Annotated in this window: 15 protein-coding genes and 2 pseudogenes; 9 read left to right on the forward strand and 8 right to left on the reverse strand. The window is 71.4% G+C overall.

Annotated features, from left to right (window positions below; genetic code table 11):
• Nucleotides 1-160: 160 nt before the first annotated feature.
• From STSP_RS24425 to xseA, 3 genes are all read right to left on the reverse strand, one after another.
• A complete protein-coding gene (locus STSP_RS24425; protein ID WP_067282114.1) occupies nt 161-751 on the reverse strand; it encodes a malonic semialdehyde reductase in 591 nt (196 codons plus the stop codon).
• Between the two features lie 399 nt (nt 752-1,150).
• Nucleotides 1,151-1,435: an exodeoxyribonuclease VII small subunit gene (locus tag STSP_RS24430; protein WP_067282117.1), complete on the reverse strand. Its 285-nt coding sequence runs from the start codon at nt 1,433-1,435 to the stop codon at nt 1,151-1,153.
• Between the two features lie 9 nt (nt 1,436-1,444).
• Nucleotides 1,445-2,680 (reverse strand): exodeoxyribonuclease VII large subunit, encoded by a 1,236-nt coding sequence (gene xseA / locus STSP_RS24435; RefSeq protein WP_067282120.1) that lies wholly within the window; start codon nt 2,678-2,680, stop codon nt 1,445-1,447.
• Nucleotides 2,681-2,767: 87 nt separating this feature from the next.
• Between xseA and STSP_RS24440 the strand changes: the two genes are divergently transcribed.
• Nucleotides 2,768-3,772, forward strand: coding sequence for a 4-hydroxy-3-methylbut-2-enyl diphosphate reductase (locus tag STSP_RS24440; protein WP_198547429.1), 1,005 nt, complete (start codon nt 2,768-2,770; stop codon nt 3,770-3,772).
• A 129-nt stretch (nt 3,773-3,901) separates the two neighbouring features.
• Nucleotides 3,902-4,648 (forward strand): polyphosphate--glucose phosphotransferase, encoded by a 747-nt coding sequence (ppgK, locus tag STSP_RS24445; protein ID WP_067282123.1) that lies wholly within the window; start codon nt 3,902-3,904, stop codon nt 4,646-4,648.
• A 111-nt stretch (nt 4,649-4,759) separates the two neighbouring features.
• Here ppgK and STSP_RS24450 read toward each other — a convergent pair whose 3' ends face one another.
• Complete coding sequence (locus tag STSP_RS24450) at nt 4,760-5,185, reverse strand: DUF6542 domain-containing protein (protein ID WP_067282182.1); 426 nt, start codon at nt 5,183-5,185, stop codon at nt 4,760-4,762.
• A 502-nt stretch (nt 5,186-5,687) separates the two neighbouring features.
• On the opposite strand from STSP_RS24450, the gene ychF reads away from it, so the two are divergent.
• Together ychF and STSP_RS24460 are read left to right on the forward strand one after the other, a co-directional pair.
• Entirely contained in the window at nt 5,688-6,776 is a 1,089-nt protein-coding gene (gene ychF, locus STSP_RS24455; protein ID WP_067282125.1) for a redox-regulated ATPase YchF, read from the forward strand.
• A gap of 326 nt (nt 6,777-7,102) precedes the next feature.
• Nucleotides 7,103-7,840 carry an AfsR/SARP family transcriptional regulator gene (locus STSP_RS24460; RefSeq protein WP_067282128.1) on the forward strand — a complete coding sequence of 246 codons (738 nt, stop codon included), beginning with the start codon at nt 7,103-7,105 and terminating at the stop codon, nt 7,838-7,840.
• Between the two features lie 40 nt (nt 7,841-7,880).
• On the opposite strand, the gene STSP_RS24465 is transcribed toward STSP_RS24460, so the two are convergent.
• Nucleotides 7,881-8,615: an ABC transporter ATP-binding protein gene (locus STSP_RS24465; RefSeq protein ID WP_067282131.1), complete on the reverse strand. Its 735-nt coding sequence runs from the start codon at nt 8,613-8,615 to the stop codon at nt 7,881-7,883.
• Between the two features lie 53 nt (nt 8,616-8,668).
• Entirely contained in the window at nt 8,669-11,521 is a 2,853-nt protein-coding gene (locus tag STSP_RS24470) for an FtsX-like permease family protein (protein WP_067282132.1), read from the reverse strand.
• 178 nt (nt 11,522-11,699) lie between these two features.
• Between STSP_RS24470 and STSP_RS41300 the strand changes: the two are divergent.
• A pseudogene (locus STSP_RS41300) lies at nt 11,700-11,807 on the forward strand (IS5/IS1182 family transposase); the annotation flags it as partial.
• Between the two features lie 245 nt (nt 11,808-12,052).
• Nucleotides 12,053-13,486, forward strand: a complete 1,434-nt coding sequence (locus STSP_RS24475; RefSeq protein WP_067282135.1) for an ATP-binding protein — start codon at nt 12,053-12,055, stop codon at nt 13,484-13,486.
• A gap of 37 nt (nt 13,487-13,523) precedes the next feature.
• Here the strand turns inward: STSP_RS24475 and STSP_RS41305 are convergent.
• Nucleotides 13,524-14,100 (reverse strand): annotated as a pseudogene (locus STSP_RS41305) (MmyB family transcriptional regulator).
• A gap of 174 nt (nt 14,101-14,274) precedes the next feature.
• Here STSP_RS41305 and STSP_RS24485 point away from each other — a divergent pair.
• Nucleotides 14,275-15,000: an SDR family NAD(P)-dependent oxidoreductase gene (locus STSP_RS24485; RefSeq protein ID WP_067282141.1), complete on the forward strand. Its 726-nt coding sequence runs from the start codon at nt 14,275-14,277 to the stop codon at nt 14,998-15,000.
• A 546-nt stretch (nt 15,001-15,546) separates the two neighbouring features.
• Nucleotides 15,547-16,320: a fatty acid desaturase family protein gene (locus STSP_RS24490; protein ID WP_232789773.1), complete on the forward strand. Its 774-nt coding sequence runs from the start codon at nt 15,547-15,549 to the stop codon at nt 16,318-16,320.
• A 47-nt stretch (nt 16,321-16,367) separates the two neighbouring features.
• On the opposite strand, the gene STSP_RS24495 is transcribed toward STSP_RS24490, so the two are convergent.
• Complete coding sequence (locus STSP_RS24495; protein WP_198547431.1) at nt 16,368-17,609, reverse strand: arabinofuranosyltransferase; 1,242 nt, start codon at nt 17,607-17,609, stop codon at nt 16,368-16,370.
• 150 nt (nt 17,610-17,759) lie between these two features.
• Here STSP_RS24495 and STSP_RS24500 point away from each other — a divergent pair, with 150 nt between their 5' ends.
• Nucleotides 17,760-18,587, forward strand: coding sequence for an oxidoreductase (locus STSP_RS24500; RefSeq protein WP_067282188.1), 828 nt, complete (start codon nt 17,760-17,762; stop codon nt 18,585-18,587).
• The last annotated feature ends 49 nt before the right edge of the window (nt 18,588-18,636 follow it).

Here is an 18,636-nt window from a genome sequence, read left to right on the forward strand (position 1 = left end):
CAGGGCGATGGGGGGGCCTCCCATGCCCTTAAGGCAATGGGGGAGGGTGGGCACAACCCACGACGCACGGCGCCTCGTAACGTACGGCGCTCGACGTCGCAGAGCCGCACACGAGGAAGGCCCCCGGCAAACGCCGGGGGCCTTGTGTCGTGCGGCAACGTCAGACCGTGGTGACGACCTGGTCGAACTCCAGCCGCGGAGACCGCGGGAACCACGCGTCGTCACCCGGCTTGCCGATGTTGACGATCATCAGCGGGGTGTGGTCGTCGTCCAGGAACTCCTTCTGGACACCCTGGAAGTCGAAGCCGGTCATCGGGCCGGCGGCCAGGCCGGCGGCGCGCACGCCGACGATGAAGTACGCGGCCTGCAGCGCGGCGTTCAGGCCCGCGGCCTGCTCGCGGACCGGGCGCTCCGAGAAGAAGGCGTCCTTGGCCTGCGGGAAGTGCGGGAAGAGCTGCGGCAGCTCCTCGTGGAACTCGTTGTCCGCGGAGAGGATCGCGACGAGCGGGGCGGTGGCGGTCTTCGGCTGGTTGCCCTCGGCCATGTGCTTCACGAGGCGCTCGCGGGCCTCGGGGGAGCGGACCAGGGTGATCCGCAGCGGGGACTGGTTGAAGGCGGTCGGACCGTACTTGACCAGGTCGTAGATCGCCTGCACGTGCTCCTCGGTCACCGGCTCGTCGGTGAAGGTGTTCGCGGTGCGGGCCTCACGGAAGAGCAGGTCCTGGGCGGCGGGGTCAAGAACGAGGGACATGAATGAACCTTCTCGAGATACGCGTTCGATCCGGCAGGTCACGACAGGAGCGATCCCCGGATCAAGCTGGCAGGAGCGACCGTACGCAGATTACGTTTAAGGTTCAACCAAAACCTGGCCTCTGGTGACCGGTTTCACAAACCTGCAATGTCTGGAACGGCCGCACCTCGGTGCAGTGACACGTCCACAGTGCCCGGCGCGTGCCGTCGGCTTCCACGGCCGATGTGCCTGGTCCGGACGGACCATGGGCCCTCTTCGTACCGGCGAAGGGCCCCGCTCGTCGAGCCCGCCGCGGCCCAGCAGAGCGCGCCCGTCGGTGATAGCTCCCGTCGGCTACGGCACCGACCCGAAGCCCGTGCGCTACGAGCCCACCGACCCGGGCCGCCCGCCCATGGACCCTCAGTCGTTGGCGTCGCCCGCCCCGGCGCCGTTCCCCGAACCGCCGCCGGCCTCCTCGTCCGCGGCGAGCGCGGCGTCCAGCCGGGCCCGCGCCCCCTCCAGCCAGCGCCGGCACACCTTGGCCAGCTCCTCGCCCCGCTCCCACAGGGCCAGGGACTCCTCGAGCGTCGTGCCGCCCGCCTCGAGGCGGCGTACGACCTCGATCAGCTCGTCCCGCGCCTGCTCGTATCCGAGCGTGCTCGCCGACTCGTTCGCACCGGCCGCCTCGTCCGTCCTGCTGGTCATGCGCCCACCCTATGCATCGCCTGCCCCCGTCCGTGCCGGCCCTGCCACTCGTACCGTGAACTCGCCCTCGGAGACCCGGGCGCGCAGCTCCTCGTCCGCCGACACGTCGTCCGGCGCCCGGACCACGTGGCCGTCGGCCTTCTGCAGGACCGCGTATCCCCGCCGCAGCGTCGCCGCGGGCGAGAGCGCCACCACGCGCGCGTGCGTGTGGGTGAGCTCGGAGTTCGCGCGGTCCAGGCAGTGCGCCAGCGTGCGGCGGCTGCGCGCGAGCAGCGCCTCGATGTGCTGCTCGCGCTCCTCGACCATGCGGTGCGGATCCTGCATGCAGGGCCTGCTCAGCGCGTGCATGAGCCCCCGCTCCTCGCGGTCGACGAAGGCCTCGGCACAGCGCCGGGCGCGGTTCCTCAGCGACTGGACCCGTTCGAGCTCCTCGCCGACGTCCGGCACGACCTTCTTGGCCGCGTCGGTCGGTGTGGAGGCGCGCAGGTCCGCCACGTAGTCGAGGAGGGGGGTGTCCGGCTCGTGCCCGATCGCCGAGACCACCGGCGTACGGCAGGATGCCACGGCCCGTACGAGCTGCTCGTCCGAGAACGGGAGCAGGTCCTCCACGCTGCCGCCGCCGCGCGCGACGATGATCACGTCGACCTCGTCGAGCGCGTCCAGGTCCTTCACCGCCTGGACGACCTGCGGGACCGCGTGCACGCCTTGCACGGCGACGTTGCGCACCTCGAAGCGGACGGCGGGCCAGCGGTGGCGGGCGTTCTCCAGTACGTCCCGCTCGGCCGCCGAGGCGCGGCCGCAGACCAGGCCGATGAGCTGCGGAAGGAACGGCAGGGGCTTCTTGCGCTCGGGCGCGAAGAGTCCCTCGCCCGCCAGGGCCTTCTTGAGCCGCTCCAGCCGGGCCAGCAGCTCGCCCATCCCCACGGGCCGTATCTCGGCGGCCCGCAGCGACAGCTGCCCGCGCGGTGCGTACCACTCCGGCTTGGCGTGGACCACGACGCGGGCGCCCTCCGACACGACGTCGGCCACCGCGTCGAACACCTGGCGGTAGCAGGTGACGCCGACCGAGATGTCGTACGACGGGTCGCGCAGCGTCATGAAGACGACGCCCGCACCCGGGCGCCGCGAGAGCTGGGTGATCTGGCCCTCGACCCATACGGCCCCGAGCCGGTCGATCCAGCCCCCGATGAGCCGCGACACCTCACCGACGGGCAGCGGCGCTTCGGCAGACGTGTTCACAGCCATGCGGCGAGCCTAGCCGCCGCCACCGACAATCCCCGGGGCCCGCCTCGGGGGAGAGTGGATCTCCGGGCGGACGAGCCCGCCTTTACGATGGTGGGCATGACTGCTTCGCCTTCCCGCAAGGTCCTGCTCGCCGCCCCCCGTGGCTACTGCGCGGGTGTGGACCGCGCCGTCATCGCCGTCGAGAAGGCCCTGGAGCAGTACGGGGCCCCGATCTACGTCCGCCACGAGATCGTCCACAACAAGTACGTCGTGCAGACCCTGGAGCGAAAGGGCGCGATCTTCGTCGAGCAGACGGCGGAGGTCCCCGAGGGGTCGATCGTGATGTTCTCGGCGCACGGTGTCGCGCCGGTCGTCCACGAGGAGGCCGCGGCCGGCAAGCTCGCCACGATCGACGCGACCTGCCCGCTGGTCACCAAGGTGCACAAGGAAGCTGTCCGCTTCGCCAACGAGGACTACGACATCCTCCTGATCGGCCACGAGGGCCACGAGGAGGTAATCGGCACGTCCGGTGAGGCCCCCGACCACATCACGCTGGTCGACGGCCCCGGGGACGTGGCGAAGGTCGAGGTGCGCGACCCGTCGAAGGTCGTCTGGCTCTCCCAGACCACGCTGTCCGTCGACGAGACGATGGAGACCGTCGACGCGCTCAAGGAGAAGTTCCCGCAGCTCATCTCCCCGCCCAGCGACGACATCTGCTACGCCACGCAGAACCGCCAGCTGGCCGTGAAGCAGATGGGTGCTGAGGCCGACCTCGTCATCGTCGTCGGTTCCCGCAACTCCTCCAACTCCAAGCGGCTGGTCGAGGTCGCCAAACTCGCGGGTGCGCGCGAGGCGTATCTCGTCGACTTCGCGGAGGAGATCGACGAGTCCTGGCTGGAGGGCGTGGCGACCGTCGGCGTCACCTCCGGCGCCTCCGTCCCCGAGGTGCTCGTCGAGGGCGTACTGGAGTGGCTGGCGGCCCGCGGCTTCGAGGACGTGGAGATCGTCAAGGCCGCCGAGGAGTCGATCACCTTCTCGCTGCCCAAGGAGCTGCGCCGCGATCTGCGCGCCGAGGCGGCGGCGCTGATCGCGGAGCGCACCGAGGGAAAGTGAGCACTGCTCGCGGAGCGCACGAAGGGCAATGAGCACTGATCGCGGAGCGCACCGGGGGAAGTAAGCACACCGGGAGAGCCTCGCGTCGCCGGGAAGTGAGTGTCAGCACGGCGCCGTAACGTGGTGCCTATGCAGATCTTCGGCGTGGACATCGGCGGCTCAGGCATCAAGGGCGCTCCCGTGGACCTGGACCGCGGCGATCTGGCGGACGACCGCTTCAAGGTGCTGACCCCCCACCCGGCGACACCGGACGGGGTCGCCGACTGCGTCAAGGAGGTCGTCGGCCACTTCGGGTGGAGCGGCCCGGTCGGCATCACGTTCCCCGGCGTGGTCACCGGCGGCGCCACCGTCCGCACGGCGGCGAACGTCGACAAGAGCTGGATCGACGTCGACGCGCGCGCCCTGCTGAGCGAGCGGCTCGGCGGCCTCCCGGTGACCGTGCTCAACGACGCGGACGCGGCAGGCGTCGCCGAGATGCACTTCGGCGCGGGCCGCGACCGCAAGGGCCCGGTCATTCTGCTCACCTTCGGCACCGGCATCGGCAGCGCCGTGTTCATCGACGGCAGGCTCGTGCCGAACACCGAGCTGGGCCACCTGGAGCTGCACGGCCACGACGCCGAGAAGCACGCCTCGACGAAGGTCAAGGACGACGAGGGCCTGAGCTGGGAGCAGTGGGCACGCCGCGTGCAGAAGTATCTGTCGCACGTCGAGATGCTGTTCTCGCCGGAGCTGTTCATCATCGGCGGGGGAGTCAGCCGCAAGGCGCAGAAGTTCCTGCCGCTGATCAAGGGCGTCAAGGCGGAGATCGTGCCCGCGGAGCTGCAGAACAACGCGGGCATCGTGGGGGCGGCGATGAGGGCGGCGGAGCGGGCGTAAGGCGCTGCTGCGGCGCAGCAGACAGGCGTAAGGCCGGGCGCCTCAGGCTGCATGGCGGCGCCGCGGCGCAGCTGGGCTGCACTGAGCTGCCCGGCGGCGCAGCTCGGCGCCTCAGGCCGTACGGCGGCGGGGGCGAGGCGGCCGCGGCGGTCGGCGCCGTAGCTGTGCGCGGCGGCGCGCCATCAGCCTGACCTTGCGTACGGTCGTGATGACCCCGGTGATCAGCGTGCCGCCGTACAGCCAGCCGGCGTGCATCGCCAGCGCCGTGACCAGCCCCATGATCCGCTCGCCGAAGCCGCCCGAGCCCTCGGTGATCGGCAGCAGCCCGACGACGAAGGCGATCGGCACCACGATCGGCGCGGTGACCAGGTCGGCCGGCCGCACCCAGAGCGCGGTCAGCGCGCTCACCGGCAGGAACAGCACGCCGTACACGATGAGCGAGCCGCCGAACACCACCTCGTCCACGCAGGCGAGCACGAACATGGAGCCGCAGCAGAACAGCCCGATGCCGATTCCGGTGAGGCGCGGGTTCGGCATCCGGCGCACGGCCTGCACGAGCCTGCGGGCGCTGCGTACGAAGGATCGTACGAAGGATGCCGCGGGGCGGTCCTCGGGAGGGGACGCCGTCCGCTCGGCCGTGGCAGGCCGGCCACGTCCGCTTTGCGGGGGAAGAGGCGCGGTGCGTCGCGGCCGGGGCTTGGGGGGACGCATCCTGTGTTGCTCCACTGGTCCAACCTAGGTCGGGTAATAGGCGGAATACGTCCAGAGACACGCGTTTTGGCCGACCTTGGCCATCCGTTCGCCGCACTCGGCCGCTCTCGGACCGCACTCGGCTCCTCTTGGACCGCACTCGGCCGCTCTGTGACCGGCGACGACGGACTCGTAGGCGCACGGCGACCGATTCCGCGTACAGAAGCCGGGGCTCCGGGACGGCGAGGGCCCCGGCCCCCGCACGCCGTAGACTGGTGGATCGGTCCGCCCGCTGCCCCGGGCTCGCCGTCCACCCAGCCCTCACGTCTCACGTACGGGAAGTCGCAACGTGTCGCTCACGATCGGAATCGTCGGCCTGCCGAATGTCGGCAAGTCGACCCTGTTCAACGCCCTGACCAAGAACGACGTGCTGGCGGCCAACTACCCGTTCGCCACGATCGAGCCCAACGTCGGCGTGGTCGGTGTCCCGGACGCCCGCCTCATCAAGCTGGCCGAGATCTTCTCCTCGCAGCGCACCCTGCCCGCCACGGTCGACTTCGTCGACATCGCCGGCATCGTGCGCGGCGCCAGCGAGGGCGAGGGCCTGGGCAACAAGTTCCTCGCGAACATCCGCGAGTCCGACGCGATCTGCCAGGTCATCCGCGCCTTCAAGGACGAGAACGTCGTCCACGTCGACGGCAAGGTCTCGCCGAAGGACGACATCGAGACGATCAACACCGAGCTGATCCTCGCCGACCTGCAGACCATCGAGAAGGTCCTGCCGCGCCTCCAGAAGGAGTCGCGGATCAAGAAGGACATCCAGCCGAAGGTCAAGGCGGTCGAGGAGGCGAAGGAGATCCTGGAGGGCGGCCGGACCCTGTTCGCGGCCGGCATCAGGCAGGGCGAGGCCAACGAGGACCTCCTCCACGACCTGCACCTGCTCACCGTCAAGCCCTTCCTCTACGTCTTCAACGTCGACGAGGACGAGCTGACCGACGAGGCCTTCAAGGCGGAACAGCGCGCCCTCGTCGCCCCCGCCGAGGCGATCTTCCTCAACGCCAAGCTCGAGGCCGACCTGGCCGAGCTCGAGGATGACGAGGCCCTCGAGCTGCTCCAGTCCGTTGGCCAGGACGAGCCGGGCCTCGCCACGCTCGCCCGCGTCGGCTTCGACACGCTGGGTCTGCAGACGTACCTGACGGCGGGCCCCAAGGAGTCCCGCGCCTGGACGATCAAGAAGGGCGCCACGGCCCCCGAGGCGGCCGGCGTGATCCACACCGACTTCCAGAAGGGCTTCATCAAGGCCGAGGTCATCTCCTTCGAGGACCTGGTCGAGTGCGGCTCGGTCCACGACGCCCGCGCGGCCGGCAAGGCCCGCATGGAGGGCAAGGACTATGTGATGCGGGACGGGGACGTGGTGGAGTTCCGCTTCAACGTTTAGTCGCCGCCATTGCGCCGTTACGGAGATCTGGTAAACATGCAGGTCAGAAGGGGCCCGGCTCTTGGGAGTCGGGCCCCTGGCTTTTCCCGTGCTGGGATGGTGCCGGGAAACCGACCCCGGGGAGTGGCGGGCATCGTGATCAAGCGCTTCGACAATGCACTGCCGTTCGTCCGTCACACCTTGATGGAGATCGGCCTGAGTTGCTCTTTGTTGCCACAGGGTTACATTCGAAGCGCTTCGACAATATGGTGTCCGCCGCGGCATCGCGTCCGGAGTGCCCGGGCGCGTTTCCTGAGCCGACGACGCGTCATCGACGGGGAGCTCACGTGCAGGCACCGCTGTTACGCATCCTGGGACCGATCGAGATCCGCGACGGCGCGCACTCCGGGCCACTCCGCGGCGCCAAGCCGTGCGCGCTCCTCACCGCGCTCCTGCTTCGGCCGGGGCGTGTGGTGTCCCTCGAGACCCTGATGGATGCCCTGTGGGCGGGAGAGCCGCCCCGCTCCGCCGTCGCGAACCTGCGCTCGTACGCCTGCCTCCTGCGCCGCCGCCTCCCGGCCTCCACTCCCCTGATCAGCCACCAGGGCGGATACGAGCTCCGGGCCGCCCCGGACGCAGCCGATCACCTCGCGTTCGAGCGCCTCGCCGACCGGGGCCGGGCCGCGGTCGCCCTCGACCCGCCCCGCGCCGTCGAACTCCTCACTGCCGCGCTGGCCCTGTGGAGTTCGGACCACGCGGCTCCCGGGGTTGAGCGGTACGGCATGCTCGACGGCCCGCTCCGCATTCTCGACGCCGAGCGCGTCCGTGCCACCGAGGACCTGGCCGGAGCCTGGCTGGGGGTCGGCCAGCCGCACTCCGCTCTCCGTACGGCAGGGCAGGTGCTGGCGGCCGAGCCGCTGCGCATCCGCAGCTGGCTGCTCGTGCTGAACGCCCATCACCACCTCGGGGAACCCGGCCGGGTGACGGACGCCTTCGAGTCGGCGCGCACCGTCTTCCGGCGCGAGCTGGGCACCGAGCCCGACCCCTGCCTGGGGCAGCTGCACCGGCAGCTGCTGGCGGGGTGAGGCCCCGCCCAGCCCCCTCGCGCCGGTCCCGCCCAGCCCCTCACGCAGGACCCGTCAAGCCGCCTCGCGCCGGTCCCGCCCAGCCCCTGCCGCGGATCGCGGTCCCGGTGAGCTTGCCGTCCCGCAGCCGTACCACGTCCGCGCAGCGTTCGGCCACGCCCATGTCGTGGGTGGCCACCATCAGGGTGCAGCCGTGCTCGGCGGCCAGCGCACTCACCAGGTCCATGAGCTGTTCGCCGGTCGCCGAGTCCAGGCTGCCGGTCGGTTCGTCGGCGAGCAGCAGCCGGGGCCGGCCGATGAGTGCCCGGGCCACCGCCACCCGCTGCTGCTGGCCGCCGGAGAGCTGCGACGGCAGCGCCGTCTCCCGCCCCGCCAGCCCGACCGCCGCGAGCAGCTCGCGGGCGCGTGTGTCACGGTCGAAGCCGGCCTTGCGGGGCAGCACCGGGGCGAGCACGTTGTCCAGGGCGCTCAGGCCGGGCAGCAGGTGGAACCGCTGGAAGACGAACCCGACGGTGCGCCGGTAGTGGGCCGCGGCCCGCCGCCCCAGCCCGGTGACGTCCTGGCCGTCCACGACCACGCGTCCCGCGTCGGGGCGTTCGATGGCACCGATGAGGTGGAGCAGCGTGGACTTGCCGGAGCCTGAGGCGCCGACGAGCGCGACGCTGCGTCCGGCCGGGACGTCCAGGCTGATGCCGTCGACGGCGGCGATCAGCCCGTCGCCGGTGCCGAAGCTCTTACGGACGTCCTCGACCCGGACCGACGCCCCGTCCCCCATGGTGTCTCCTTCCTTGTCCCCCACGTGTGAGCGCGTGCCCCCATGGTGTCGCGCTATCCGTCCTCGGCGAGCGGCCCCGCCGGGGACCGCCGCACCGCCAGCCCGGCCGCGACGGCGCTCGACGCGACCGCCGCCAGTGCGCCCGCCGCCGCGACCAGGGCCCCCGCCCCCGGCAGCCCCGCCGGGAGCGAGCCGGTGAACGCCACGGTCAGCGCAAGCCCCGTCCCGGCGCCCAGCAGTGCGCCCGACGCTCCGATGACCGTGCCCTGCACCACCACCAGCCGCATGACTTCGGTGTCCGCCCAGCCGCAGGCCCGGAGCATGGCGAACTCGCCGTCCCGTTCGCAGCCGTCGAGATAGAGGACGTCGGCGAGCGCGAACAGCCCGAGGGCGGCGGTGAGCACGGCGGCCGCCACGTCCACGCCGCGTACCTCCAGGGAGACCGCGTCGCCCAGCAGCGTGCCCTGGACCGTGCCGTGGAAGGTCCACATGATCGCCGTGAGCAGGGACACCGCGGCCACTCCCACCGCGAGCGCGAGCGCCCCCAGCGCCGACCGCGCCGGCGTCCGCAGCACCCCCGTCACCGCCAGCCCCAGCAGCGTGCGACCGCGCCCGGCGCGCCGGGCCCGCCGCGGCCCCGCCACCGCGCCCCGCAGCGCCCGCGCGGGATACGGCCGCCCGGCCCGTATCGCGGGTGCGGCTCCGGCGAGCAGGGCCGTGGCCACCACCAGCGGTACGGCGAGAAGCGCCCGTCCCGCGGAGACCTCGAGGCCGAAGACCCACCCCAGCGGGAACGACAGCCCGGCCCCGGCGGCCCCGGCGACGGCGCCGACCAGGGCGACCTCCCCCAGCACCAGTCCCGCCAGCCGTGCGCCCGTCCAGCCCGTACACGCGAGCACCGCCAGCTCCCGCTGCCGGGTGCGTACGGAGGCGGCCACGGCGTTCCCGAGGAACATCGCGCACACCCCCAGCACCAGCCCGAACAGCAGCACACTCTTGCGGTCGGCGGCCTCGACCAGCGCGACGGCGGTGCCCTTGGCGGTCCAGTTCTCCGTCAGCGCGAGCGCGGGCCGACCGAACGTCCCGCGCGCCAGCTCCACACGCTGCGGTGCGGGGGAGGAGCCTGCCGTGATGTCCACCTCGAGGCCGGTGCGGTTGGTGATCGTCTCGGCGACCTTGCGGATACGTTCCCGGGATGCCGCATCCATCCCCGACACGCCGGCGACCCGGACGCGTACCGCGGAGATCGGGTCCTCGGCGTGCGGGGAGTCCGGGCCGGTGACGGCCTCCACCGATTCCAGGGTGGTGAGCAGTTGCGGCGGCGTGGCGAGGTAGCCGCCGGGGTTGCTGTTGGGCGCCAGCGCCCGGTCGCCCAGCGCCGCGCGGCTCGCGTCGTCCGCGGCGCGCGCCGCCGGCGGCCGATAGGTCTCCAGCGGCACCTCGGACAGTTTCGAGAAGCTCGTCAGCCGGTCGAGGTCGTAGGTCCCGACGACCTTGAAGTCCGGGAAGTGCTGCGCGCCGGGCTCGGTTCCGGGAAGGCGGGTCACCGGCCGGAAGGCGGTGTCCTGCACGAACCACGCGGGCGGATCGCCGCCGATCGTCTCCTGCAGCCACAGCTCACTGGTGTCCTGGGCGACGGGTGGTGGCCGCAGCACACTGCCGTCCGCCGGATAGCGGGGCGATCCGGCCTGGAGGACGACGAAGGGGTTGACCTTCATCGTGCCGTCCGCGACGGAGCGCCGGAAGACGGCGTCCGCGTCGGCGCGGGTGGTCGCCCCGGCGCCGACGGGCAGGGCGGCCAGCAGACGCCGCAGGTCGTCCGCGCCGCGCCCGGAGAGCTTGGGGAGAGGACCCGTGGCACGGCTCACCGTGGTGGTCAACTGCTCGTCCAGATAGGGCCGGGTGGTGCTGACCAGGGGAATGTCGGCGAACCGGGATCCGGCCTCCTCCTTCACCACGGGCTTCTCGCCGTCCCGGAGATAGCGCCCGGCGACGACGGCCCGGTCCACCCCGACCAGCCGGGCCTCCTGCGCCGGATCGACGGCGGCAAGCAGCAGCGTCATGGGCCAGCTGACGTCGGCCACCGCGTGGCGGCCGCTCGTACGGTTATGTACGTCGGTCCCGCTGGTGAAGGTGCCGTCCGGATGGCGCTGCATCACGACGAGGCGGCTGCGCTGGGCGGGGTCGAGCTGGTCCGTCGCGGCCTCACCGTCGAGCCCGGCGACCTTCCGGATCGCGCACAGCGGCTCGAACTTCCCGCCCGGCAGCACTTCGAGCGGCGGCATCTCCCCGAGGTCGCACACCGTCTTGCCCCGGCTCAGGGCGAGCCCGATGTCGGACAGCGGGCGGCCCCGATACGTGTACACGCGCGACCAGTCCGGAGCGTCGCGAGTGCTGCCGGCGTCCGGCAGCACGACCGGATTGCTGGTGACATAGACGTACGTGGCGCCGGGATCCCGCGCCTCGCTGAGTCCGCGATCGGTGCGCCATGTGCTGCGCAGCCGCAGCAGCTGCCGGTCGGCGGTCGGATCGAGCTGCCCCGTCACATCGACGCGGGCATACGTGCGGGCCTGGACGTATCCGAGCATCGCGACGGGTGCGGCGATCTCCACCCCCCGGATCCCGGCGATCTGCCGCCACTGCGCGGAGGTGATCCCCCCGAACTGCCCGGACAGGAAGTTCGGCCGCACCTGCCCGGTGGAAGCCTCCCGCCCCGACCGCGCCCCCGTGGGACGCACAAGAATGTCGTACGCGGCCCGGAAGTTGGCGTCCGCAGAGGCCTTCACCTCAAGCCGTGACGTCTCCACGGAGCCGGTCAGCAGGGTGAACCCTGCCGTGGCCACCAGCACGCCGAGCAACAGGGTCAGGGTCCGCACGGCCTGCCGACGCAACTGCCCGGTGATCATCCCAAGCACGCCGTCTCCATCGACACATCGGCTCCACAGCCCCGCCATCACTCCGCGCCAGGCTAGGCAGCACACATACATGACCGATACATGACGTCGGCCGCCTCTGTCGTCACCGGAACGTGTGGGGCCGCCGCATCAGCGCTGACCGGGGGCTTGGCCGTGCCGGAGTGTCTCAGTGAGCGACCGCAAGCCTTACGAGAGCGACTTGTCCGACGAGCGCTGGGCCTTGGTCGAGCCCGTGATGACGGCCTGAAAGGCCCAGCACCGCTCCGTCAGCGGCCACTAGGGCATTTACGACATGTGGGATGCCGTCACAATGGCAGGTCGGAGCGACTGTCTCCGACGGTCCCGCATGAGTGGGGAGCCAGTACCGGCTCTCGCGCCCGGGCGAGGCAATGTCTCAGTAGGTAAACGTGCACGTCAGGGGTTGCTGCCTGTGCCGCCATGGAAAGCTAGCTAGAATCTAGGTAAGGATTAATCTACGTAATATCCAACCTACGTTTCTTGCGAATCCGGGGCGGGTTGCTGATGGAGTTCAAGGGCAGGGCAGCTGACCTGGATCTGCTGGCTCGGCAACTGAGCGTGGTGGTCAAGGGTGCTGGTGCTACCCGTGGGCGGGCTGTGATCATGACGGGGCGGCGCCGGGTGGGGAAGTCCCGCCTGGTTCAGGAGTTCTGTGACCGGTCCGGGCTTCCGTATGTCGTGTTTCAGGCGACACGGGGCCGCAATCCCGTGGCCGAGCGGGTGGACTTCACCGCGACGCTCGCGCAGTCCGCTCTGCCCGGGGCAGAGCTGGTGGCCGGGCTGCAGGCCGCCGACTGGAATCAGGCGCTGCGTTCCCTGGCCGTCGCCCTGCCGGATGATGCCCCGAGCATTGCGGTGATCGATGAGGTGCCGTGGCTGGTGGAGCAGGACGCAGAGTTCGAGGGGGCGCTGCAGACCGTCTGGGACCGTCACCTGTCCGCGAAGCCGGTCCTGCTCGTCCTGGTCGGCAGCGACATGTCGGTGATGGAGGCGTTGCAGTCCTACGGGCGTCCGTTCTTCGGGCGGGCGGCGAAGATGACCGTACAGCCGCTGCATCTGGCCGATGTGCAGGCGATGACCGGTCTGGATGCTGCGGATGCGGTGGATGCGCTGCTGATCACCGGGGGCTTTCCGGAGATCGTTCAGTCGTGGCGGCCGGGGATGAGCCGTACGGAGTTCCTGCGTGAGGCGGTGGCCAACCCGCTGTCGCCGCTGCTGGTGGCGGGCGAGTTGTCGCTGCTGGGAGAGTTCCCCGAGGCGTCGCACTCGCGGGCGGTGCTGGAGGCGGTGGGCAGCGGCGAGCGGACCTTCTCCACCATCGCCGCACAGGCCGGGGGGGCCGGAGCGCTGCCCTCGGGCACGCTGTCTCCGCTGCTGAACACCCTGCAGGCCAAGCGGGTCCTGGCCGCCGACCTGCCGCTGTCCACCAAGGCCGACACTAAGAACAAGCGCTATCGCATCGCGGATCCGTATCTGAGGTTCTGGTTGGCCTTCCTGCAGCGAGGGATCCCGCTCATCGAGCGTGGCCGCGGCGATCTGGCCCTGGAGCGGATCGAGCGGTCCTGGACGACCTGGCGGGGACGCGCGGTCGAGCCGGTCATCCGCGAGTCGCTGCTGCGGTTGCTCCCTGATGAGCGGTGGTCTCGGACCGAGGCGGTCGGCGGCTGGTGGAACCGGCAGAACAACCCCGAGATCGACCTGGTCGGCGCCGACCGGGAACCCGTGGCGGGCGCGGTGCACTTCGTCGGCTCCATCAAGTGGCTGGAGTCCCAGCCGTTCGGCCGACGTGAATACGACGCCCTGGCCAGGGACGTGCTCGCGGTGCCCGGCGCCGAACCGGACACCCCGCTCGTTGCCGTCTCCCGCTGCGGCATCGAGGACGGCCTGCCCCTCTCGGGGCACTGGGGCGCGGACGACCTGGTCCGAGCTTGGCAGTAGCCGGGGAAGCGGCCGGGCTGTACGGGGTGTACGCGGCTCAGGGCGCCAGTGACGGTGGGCCTCGCCCCCGGGCCACCGACGTCGTCCGCCGCATGGCCCCAACGCTGAGCGGGCTGCGAGGACCAGGGCCGGCCGCGCTGAGTTGGCGCTCGGGTGTGCCGGGCGCGGCGCCGTAGGTGGTGAGGGTCAGGCCGGGCTGGGCGGGCAGTTCCATGGCGTCGAAGTTGTGGGTGAGGACGCCGACGGCCGGTGGTGGAAGGATTTGCGGCCGGTGTGGTGCAGGCACGTTGCGCTTGGCCCAGGTGGTGCGGATCCTCGCTGCGGGTGACGAGCTCGCCGATGAGTCCGGTCAGTTCGCTGTTGTGCGGGGCGCGGCCGGCCTCGGTGCGCAGCAGCGAGACGGTCGTGTTCACGGACTCCTCCCAGTCGGGGAAGAAGTCGCGACCGCGGGGATCGAGGAACTGGAAGCGGGCGATGTTGACCGTCTTCGTGGTGCTGTCGGGGAAAAGGGACGCGTACAGGGCGCGGCCGAGGCGGTTGGCGGCCAGGATGTCCAGGCGGCCGTTGCGTAGGAAGGCGGGGGAAGGAGGCACTCCCATGCGAGGAGCAGTCATGCACGTTGCCGGTGATATCCGCGCCGCCGGTGATGTCCGCGCCGACGAGCGGGACAAGCCGACGGTCCAAGCGCCTCTCTGCGTGACGACACTCCGCGCGACGGTGCGCGCGGCTCTCAGGCCCCCCGTCGTGGAGCCCGACCGGAACTCGCCAGGGCGAGGGGCGGTGCGATCGTGAGTCGGATCCTGGTGACCGGGTCCGCGGACGGCCTTGGACGTGCCGCGGCGGATTCGCTGTTGTCCGCGGGACACGACGTGGTGGTGCACGCCCGGAACCGGGAGCGCGCGGCGGGCCTCGGCGCGCTGGTCGACCATGGGGCGCACCTCGTCGTGGGCGACTTCACGGAGCGTGACGCCGTACGGCGCATCGCCGCCGGGCTGAACGACGCCGAGCCGCTCGACGCGGTCATCCACAACGCCGGTGTGTGGAGCGGACCGGCGGTCATGCCGGTCAACATCGTCGCACCGTACCTGCTCACGGCCCTGCTCCGCGGCCCGCGCCGGCTGGTGTACCTGAGCAGCAGCTCGCATTTCGGTGGGCGCCCCTCGCTCGACGGGGTCGACTGGCGGGGCGAGGGCGCAGGCTCGTATGCCGACAGCAAGCTGTTCGTCACGACGCTCGCCGCAGCGGTGGCTCGTCTGCGCCCCGGGGTGCTGAGCAACGCCGTGGATCCGGGCTGGGTGCCGACGAAGATGGGCGGGCCGGGCGCACCGGACGATCTCGAGCTCGGCCATCAGACGCAGGAGTGGCTCGCATCCAGCGACGAACCCGAGGCCCTGACGACTGGCGGGTACTGGTACCACCGCCAGCGGCTGCAGCCGCACCGCGCAGTCCACGACGAGGGGTTCCAGGACCGCCTCCTGAAGGCGTTGGCCGAGGAGACGGGCACCGCGCTCTGAGCGGTCAGGAGAGGGGATTCGCGGCTGCTCACGTGTGGAGCGAGGCCACCTGTGGAGGGAGGCAGTGCGCCTTCAGGCGACGGCCAGCGCCCGCCGGGCGACTGCCCAGACCATCAGCGCGAGCAGGACGGCGGCGCCGGTCATCACGAGGGCCCACCCACCGGTCTGCCAGGGAGCGCTGGTCAGGGACGACGGTGCGGGCTGTCAGGGGCGTGGGCGCTCTACGGGGGGTTCGAGGCGCCCCGGTCCCCTGGGGCGGCGGTGAACTGACGCGGCTGCGCGTGGCAGCTCACGCGTGGACGGTCTTCGCACCCCAGCGGGAGCTGACCACCAGGTCGCGGGTGGGGTCTACCCACAGGAGATGGCTGCCGCGGTTGCCGCGGGCGCAGCGACCGGTCGAGGGCGCTGCGGGCGGGCGCGACGGCGCTGCCGTTTCCTCCACCCGGCAACTCCCGGGGCCGTGCGCTTCCGGCCGCAGGCATGGGCGGCCGCAGGCAGTTGTGATCGAATGCGTGTCCGGGGACGGTGTGTCCATGAGGAGGTGCGGTGGGGTCGTCGGAGCAGAAGGCGCTGAGAACCGTGGTGTGGTTGCTGCTCGGGGCCGTGGCGCTGGCCGTGGGAGTGGCGATGGCATTCGAGGTTCGCGATGCGCTGGAGCGCGAGCGCGCATTTCGTGCCGCGCCGACGTGCGCCTCCGTCCCTGTGGAACCGTCGGGGTGCCTGTGGGAGCAGGAATTCACCGTCCGGAAGGCCGACTTGAACCGCGGGAAGCGGAACGACCCGCCGGAGGCCGAGTTGTTGCTGCCGTCCGGCAAGCCGTGGGAGGTGTCGTTCCGCAACACCGATCCGGTGGTGTCGGAGATGAAGCCGGACGACAAGGTCGTCGGCCTCGTCTGGCACGGGCAGGTCGTCGAGGTGCGGGACGCAGACGGACGGCGGCAGCAGACGTCCCACGGGCCGGTGGGGTGGCCCGAGGATCGGCTCGGCGGCGCGCTCGCCTGCGTATCGTTCGGCTTGTCCGGCCTGGTCGGAGGGCTGTGGCAGCTGTTGAGGCGGGGCGACCGGCGTCACGCGGCCGCCGCGACCAGCGTGCGCTGGCATGGCGCGGGCATGGCCGTCCTGGCCATCCTGGTCCTCTGGGCGCAGGCCGCCAACGACTGGCCGATGTGGGCGCTCCCGGCGATCTGGGGCCCGCTCGCCCTGCTCATCCTCGCCTCCATGGTGGCCTTCGCCCTCGCCGGCCTCCGCGGCGAGCTCGACGACGACACCCCGTCCACCGTCCGGACCCGGCCGGCCGCCGGAGGATCTGACTCCGGCTGACGGCGCAGGCACAGGCACAGCGGAGGGCACCGAACCCTGGGCGGACTTCACGTGGTGGCTGCCGTCGAATGCCGCTGCCGCGCCGTGAGAACGGTGTACGGTCCCACGTCCCGGCGTGTGAACAAGGACTCGCTGAAGAGCTGACGGGGGAACGTGACGCGTTCGACGCTCGTCGTCGGCACCCGGGGAAAGTGGTGATGCGTCAGCGTGAGGCCGAAGCCCCCCGGCACACGGGTGAGGACGAAGACATCCGGCGGACGGAACGCGCCGGATGCCATGGCCCGGGTGAACGACTGTGCGTCACGGGCCCTCAGCCAGCGCTTCACTTCTTCGTTCCGCTCCTCATGCCGGCCCAGCGGGTTGGAGTACCCCGGAGTGCTGGTGAGGTAGGACCAGTAGGGACGGACGGACGTCAGACGGTGGACATCGGTCAGGACGACGAGTTCCTGCGGTTGCTTTCCCGTGGCCCCCGCGATGGCTTCGGCGAGCGGGGCGAGCCACTCGTCCGCCGAGCCGGGATCTGCGACACGCGGGGTCCTGGCGGGACGTGAGCCGTCGCTGGTCGGGTAGCTCTGGCGGTACGCCAGATCGACTTCCCTGTTCAGAGCGGCATGCGCGTGCTGGAGGGTGGACACGGCGAGGACGGCCGCCAGGCCGCCGCCGACGAGACGTGACGTCCGCCAGGCGACCTGTCCCCTTCGGCGTACGACGTCCAGCAGCTCTGCGACGCCGAGGATCCCCGCGCAGTAGAGCGCGGCCAGCAGGACTGGGTGAACGCGGAACGACAGCAGGGTGGTTCCCGCGGCGATGGCCAGCTGGGACAGCACCGACCACGCGTAGCAGCAGCCCACCAGCCCGAGCAGCCCGCCGGCGACCGCGTGCGTGCGGGCGCGCAGGAGCAACCAGGCGGTGCCCGCGAGACACAGGACACCAGGCGGATCCAGCGAGGCCATCGGCAGCAGATAGGTGATCTGCTGGTACGGGATGAACTTCAGCGCTGTGGTCGGCGGTGATCCGACGGGCAGGGCCGCGAGCCAGTAGGGGAGCAGCACGACACAGCCGGCCGGTGCGGCCACACCTGCGACGACGGCGGTACGCCGGAGGAGCGTCGCCCAGCGCCGGGGCTGCCGCGCGATGAGAACAGCGACGAGAACCAGCAGGCAGAAGGCCCAGAAGGCGGCGAGCATGGTGTAGCACAGGACGGCGAGCCCGAGAGAGGCCCCCAGGGCCGCGAGCGCCCGCAGGAGGGTCCGGTCGTCGCCCAGCACCCGGTATGCGATCACGGTCAAGGGCGGCAGCGCGGCCCCCCCCAGCCGATAACCCGGTGTCGGACACGTCCCCGTGGCAGCCTGCATGGAGGACACCTCGCAGAGGACACACAGTGCACCAGAGGACACACAGTGCACGCCGTGCAGGACGGGAACGAAGGGATCCGATCCATGAACAAGGTCTGGCTGATCACGGGCGCGACCAGCGGTTTCGGGCGGGCGATCACGGAGGCGGCGGTGGCCGCCGGCGATGTGGTGGTGGGCGCGGCGCGGCGGCCCGAGGCGCTGGACGACCTGGTCGCGGCCCACCCCGGCCAGGTGGAGGCGCTGCGCCTGGACGTCACGGACACGGCCGGGACCGAGACAGCCGTACGCGAGGTGCTCGCCCGGCACGGTCGTATCGACGTCCTGGTCAACAACGCGGGCCGCACCCACGTCGGTGCCTTCGAGGAGACCACGGACGGCGAACTGCGCGAGCTGTTCGAGCTGCACGTCTTCGGCCCGGCGGCACTGGTGCGCGCCGTGCTGCCGCACATGCGGGCGCGGCGGTCGGGGGCCATCGTGCAGATGAGCAGCATGGGCGGGCAGATGTCGTTCGCCGGGTTCTCGGCGTACAGCGGTACGAAGTTCGCGCTGGAAGGGATGTCCGAGGGGCTCGCGGACGAGGTGCGCGAGTTCGGCATCAAGGTGCTGATCGTCGAGCCCGGCGCGTTCCGTACCTCCCTCTTCCACGCCGGCACCGCCAGCCAGGAACTAGGCGACTACGCGGCCACGGTCGGCGCGACGCGGCGCATGGTCGCCGAGGGGAACGGCACCCAGCCCGGGGACCCCGCGAAGGCGGCGGCTCTCATCCTGGCCGCACTCGACGCGGACGAGACCCCGCTGCGGCTGCCGCTCGGCGACGACAGTGTCACCGCGGTCCTCGGCCACCTCGACCAGGTGCGCACCGACATCGCGGCCTGGGAGAAGCGCACGCGCGCCACGGCCTTCGACGACTGACACACCCCACGGCCTTCGACGCCTGACACACCCGGGGGCGACCGCAGCG

Source organism: Streptomyces jeddahensis (assembly GCF_001642995.1).
Classification (GTDB): domain Bacteria; phylum Actinomycetota; class Actinomycetes; order Streptomycetales; family Streptomycetaceae; genus Streptomyces; species Streptomyces jeddahensis.

Excerpts from the sequence above, each read along its gene's own strand:
- STSP_RS24425 (WP_067282114.1), bottom strand. The coding sequence starts at position 751 with ATGTCCCTCGTTCTTGACCCCGCCGCCCAGGACCTGCTCTTCCGTGAG.
- STSP_RS24430 (WP_067282117.1), bottom strand. The coding sequence starts at position 1,435 with ATGACCAGCAGGACGGACGAGGCGGCCGGTGCGAACGAGTCGGCGAGC.
- xseA (WP_067282120.1), bottom strand. The coding sequence starts at position 2,680 with ATGGCTGTGAACACGTCTGCCGAAGCGCCGCTGCCCGTCGGTGAGGTG.
- STSP_RS24440 (WP_198547429.1), top strand. The coding sequence starts at position 2,768 with ATGGTGGGCATGACTGCTTCGCCTTCCCGCAAGGTCCTGCTCGCCGCC.
- ppgK (WP_067282123.1), top strand. The coding sequence starts at position 3,902 with ATGCAGATCTTCGGCGTGGACATCGGCGGCTCAGGCATCAAGGGCGCT.
- STSP_RS24450 (WP_067282182.1), bottom strand. The coding sequence starts at position 5,185 with ATGCCGAACCCGCGCCTCACCGGAATCGGCATCGGGCTGTTCTGCTGC.
- STSP_RS24465 (WP_067282131.1), bottom strand. The coding sequence starts at position 8,615 with ATGGGGGACGGGGCGTCGGTCCGGGTCGAGGACGTCCGTAAGAGCTTC.
- STSP_RS24470 (WP_067282132.1), bottom strand. The coding sequence starts at position 11,521 with ATGATCACCGGGCAGTTGCGTCGGCAGGCCGTGCGGACCCTGACCCTG.
- STSP_RS24475 (WP_067282135.1), top strand. The coding sequence starts at position 12,053 with ATGGAGTTCAAGGGCAGGGCAGCTGACCTGGATCTGCTGGCTCGGCAA.
- STSP_RS24500 (WP_067282188.1), top strand. The coding sequence starts at position 17,760 with ATGAACAAGGTCTGGCTGATCACGGGCGCGACCAGCGGTTTCGGGCGG.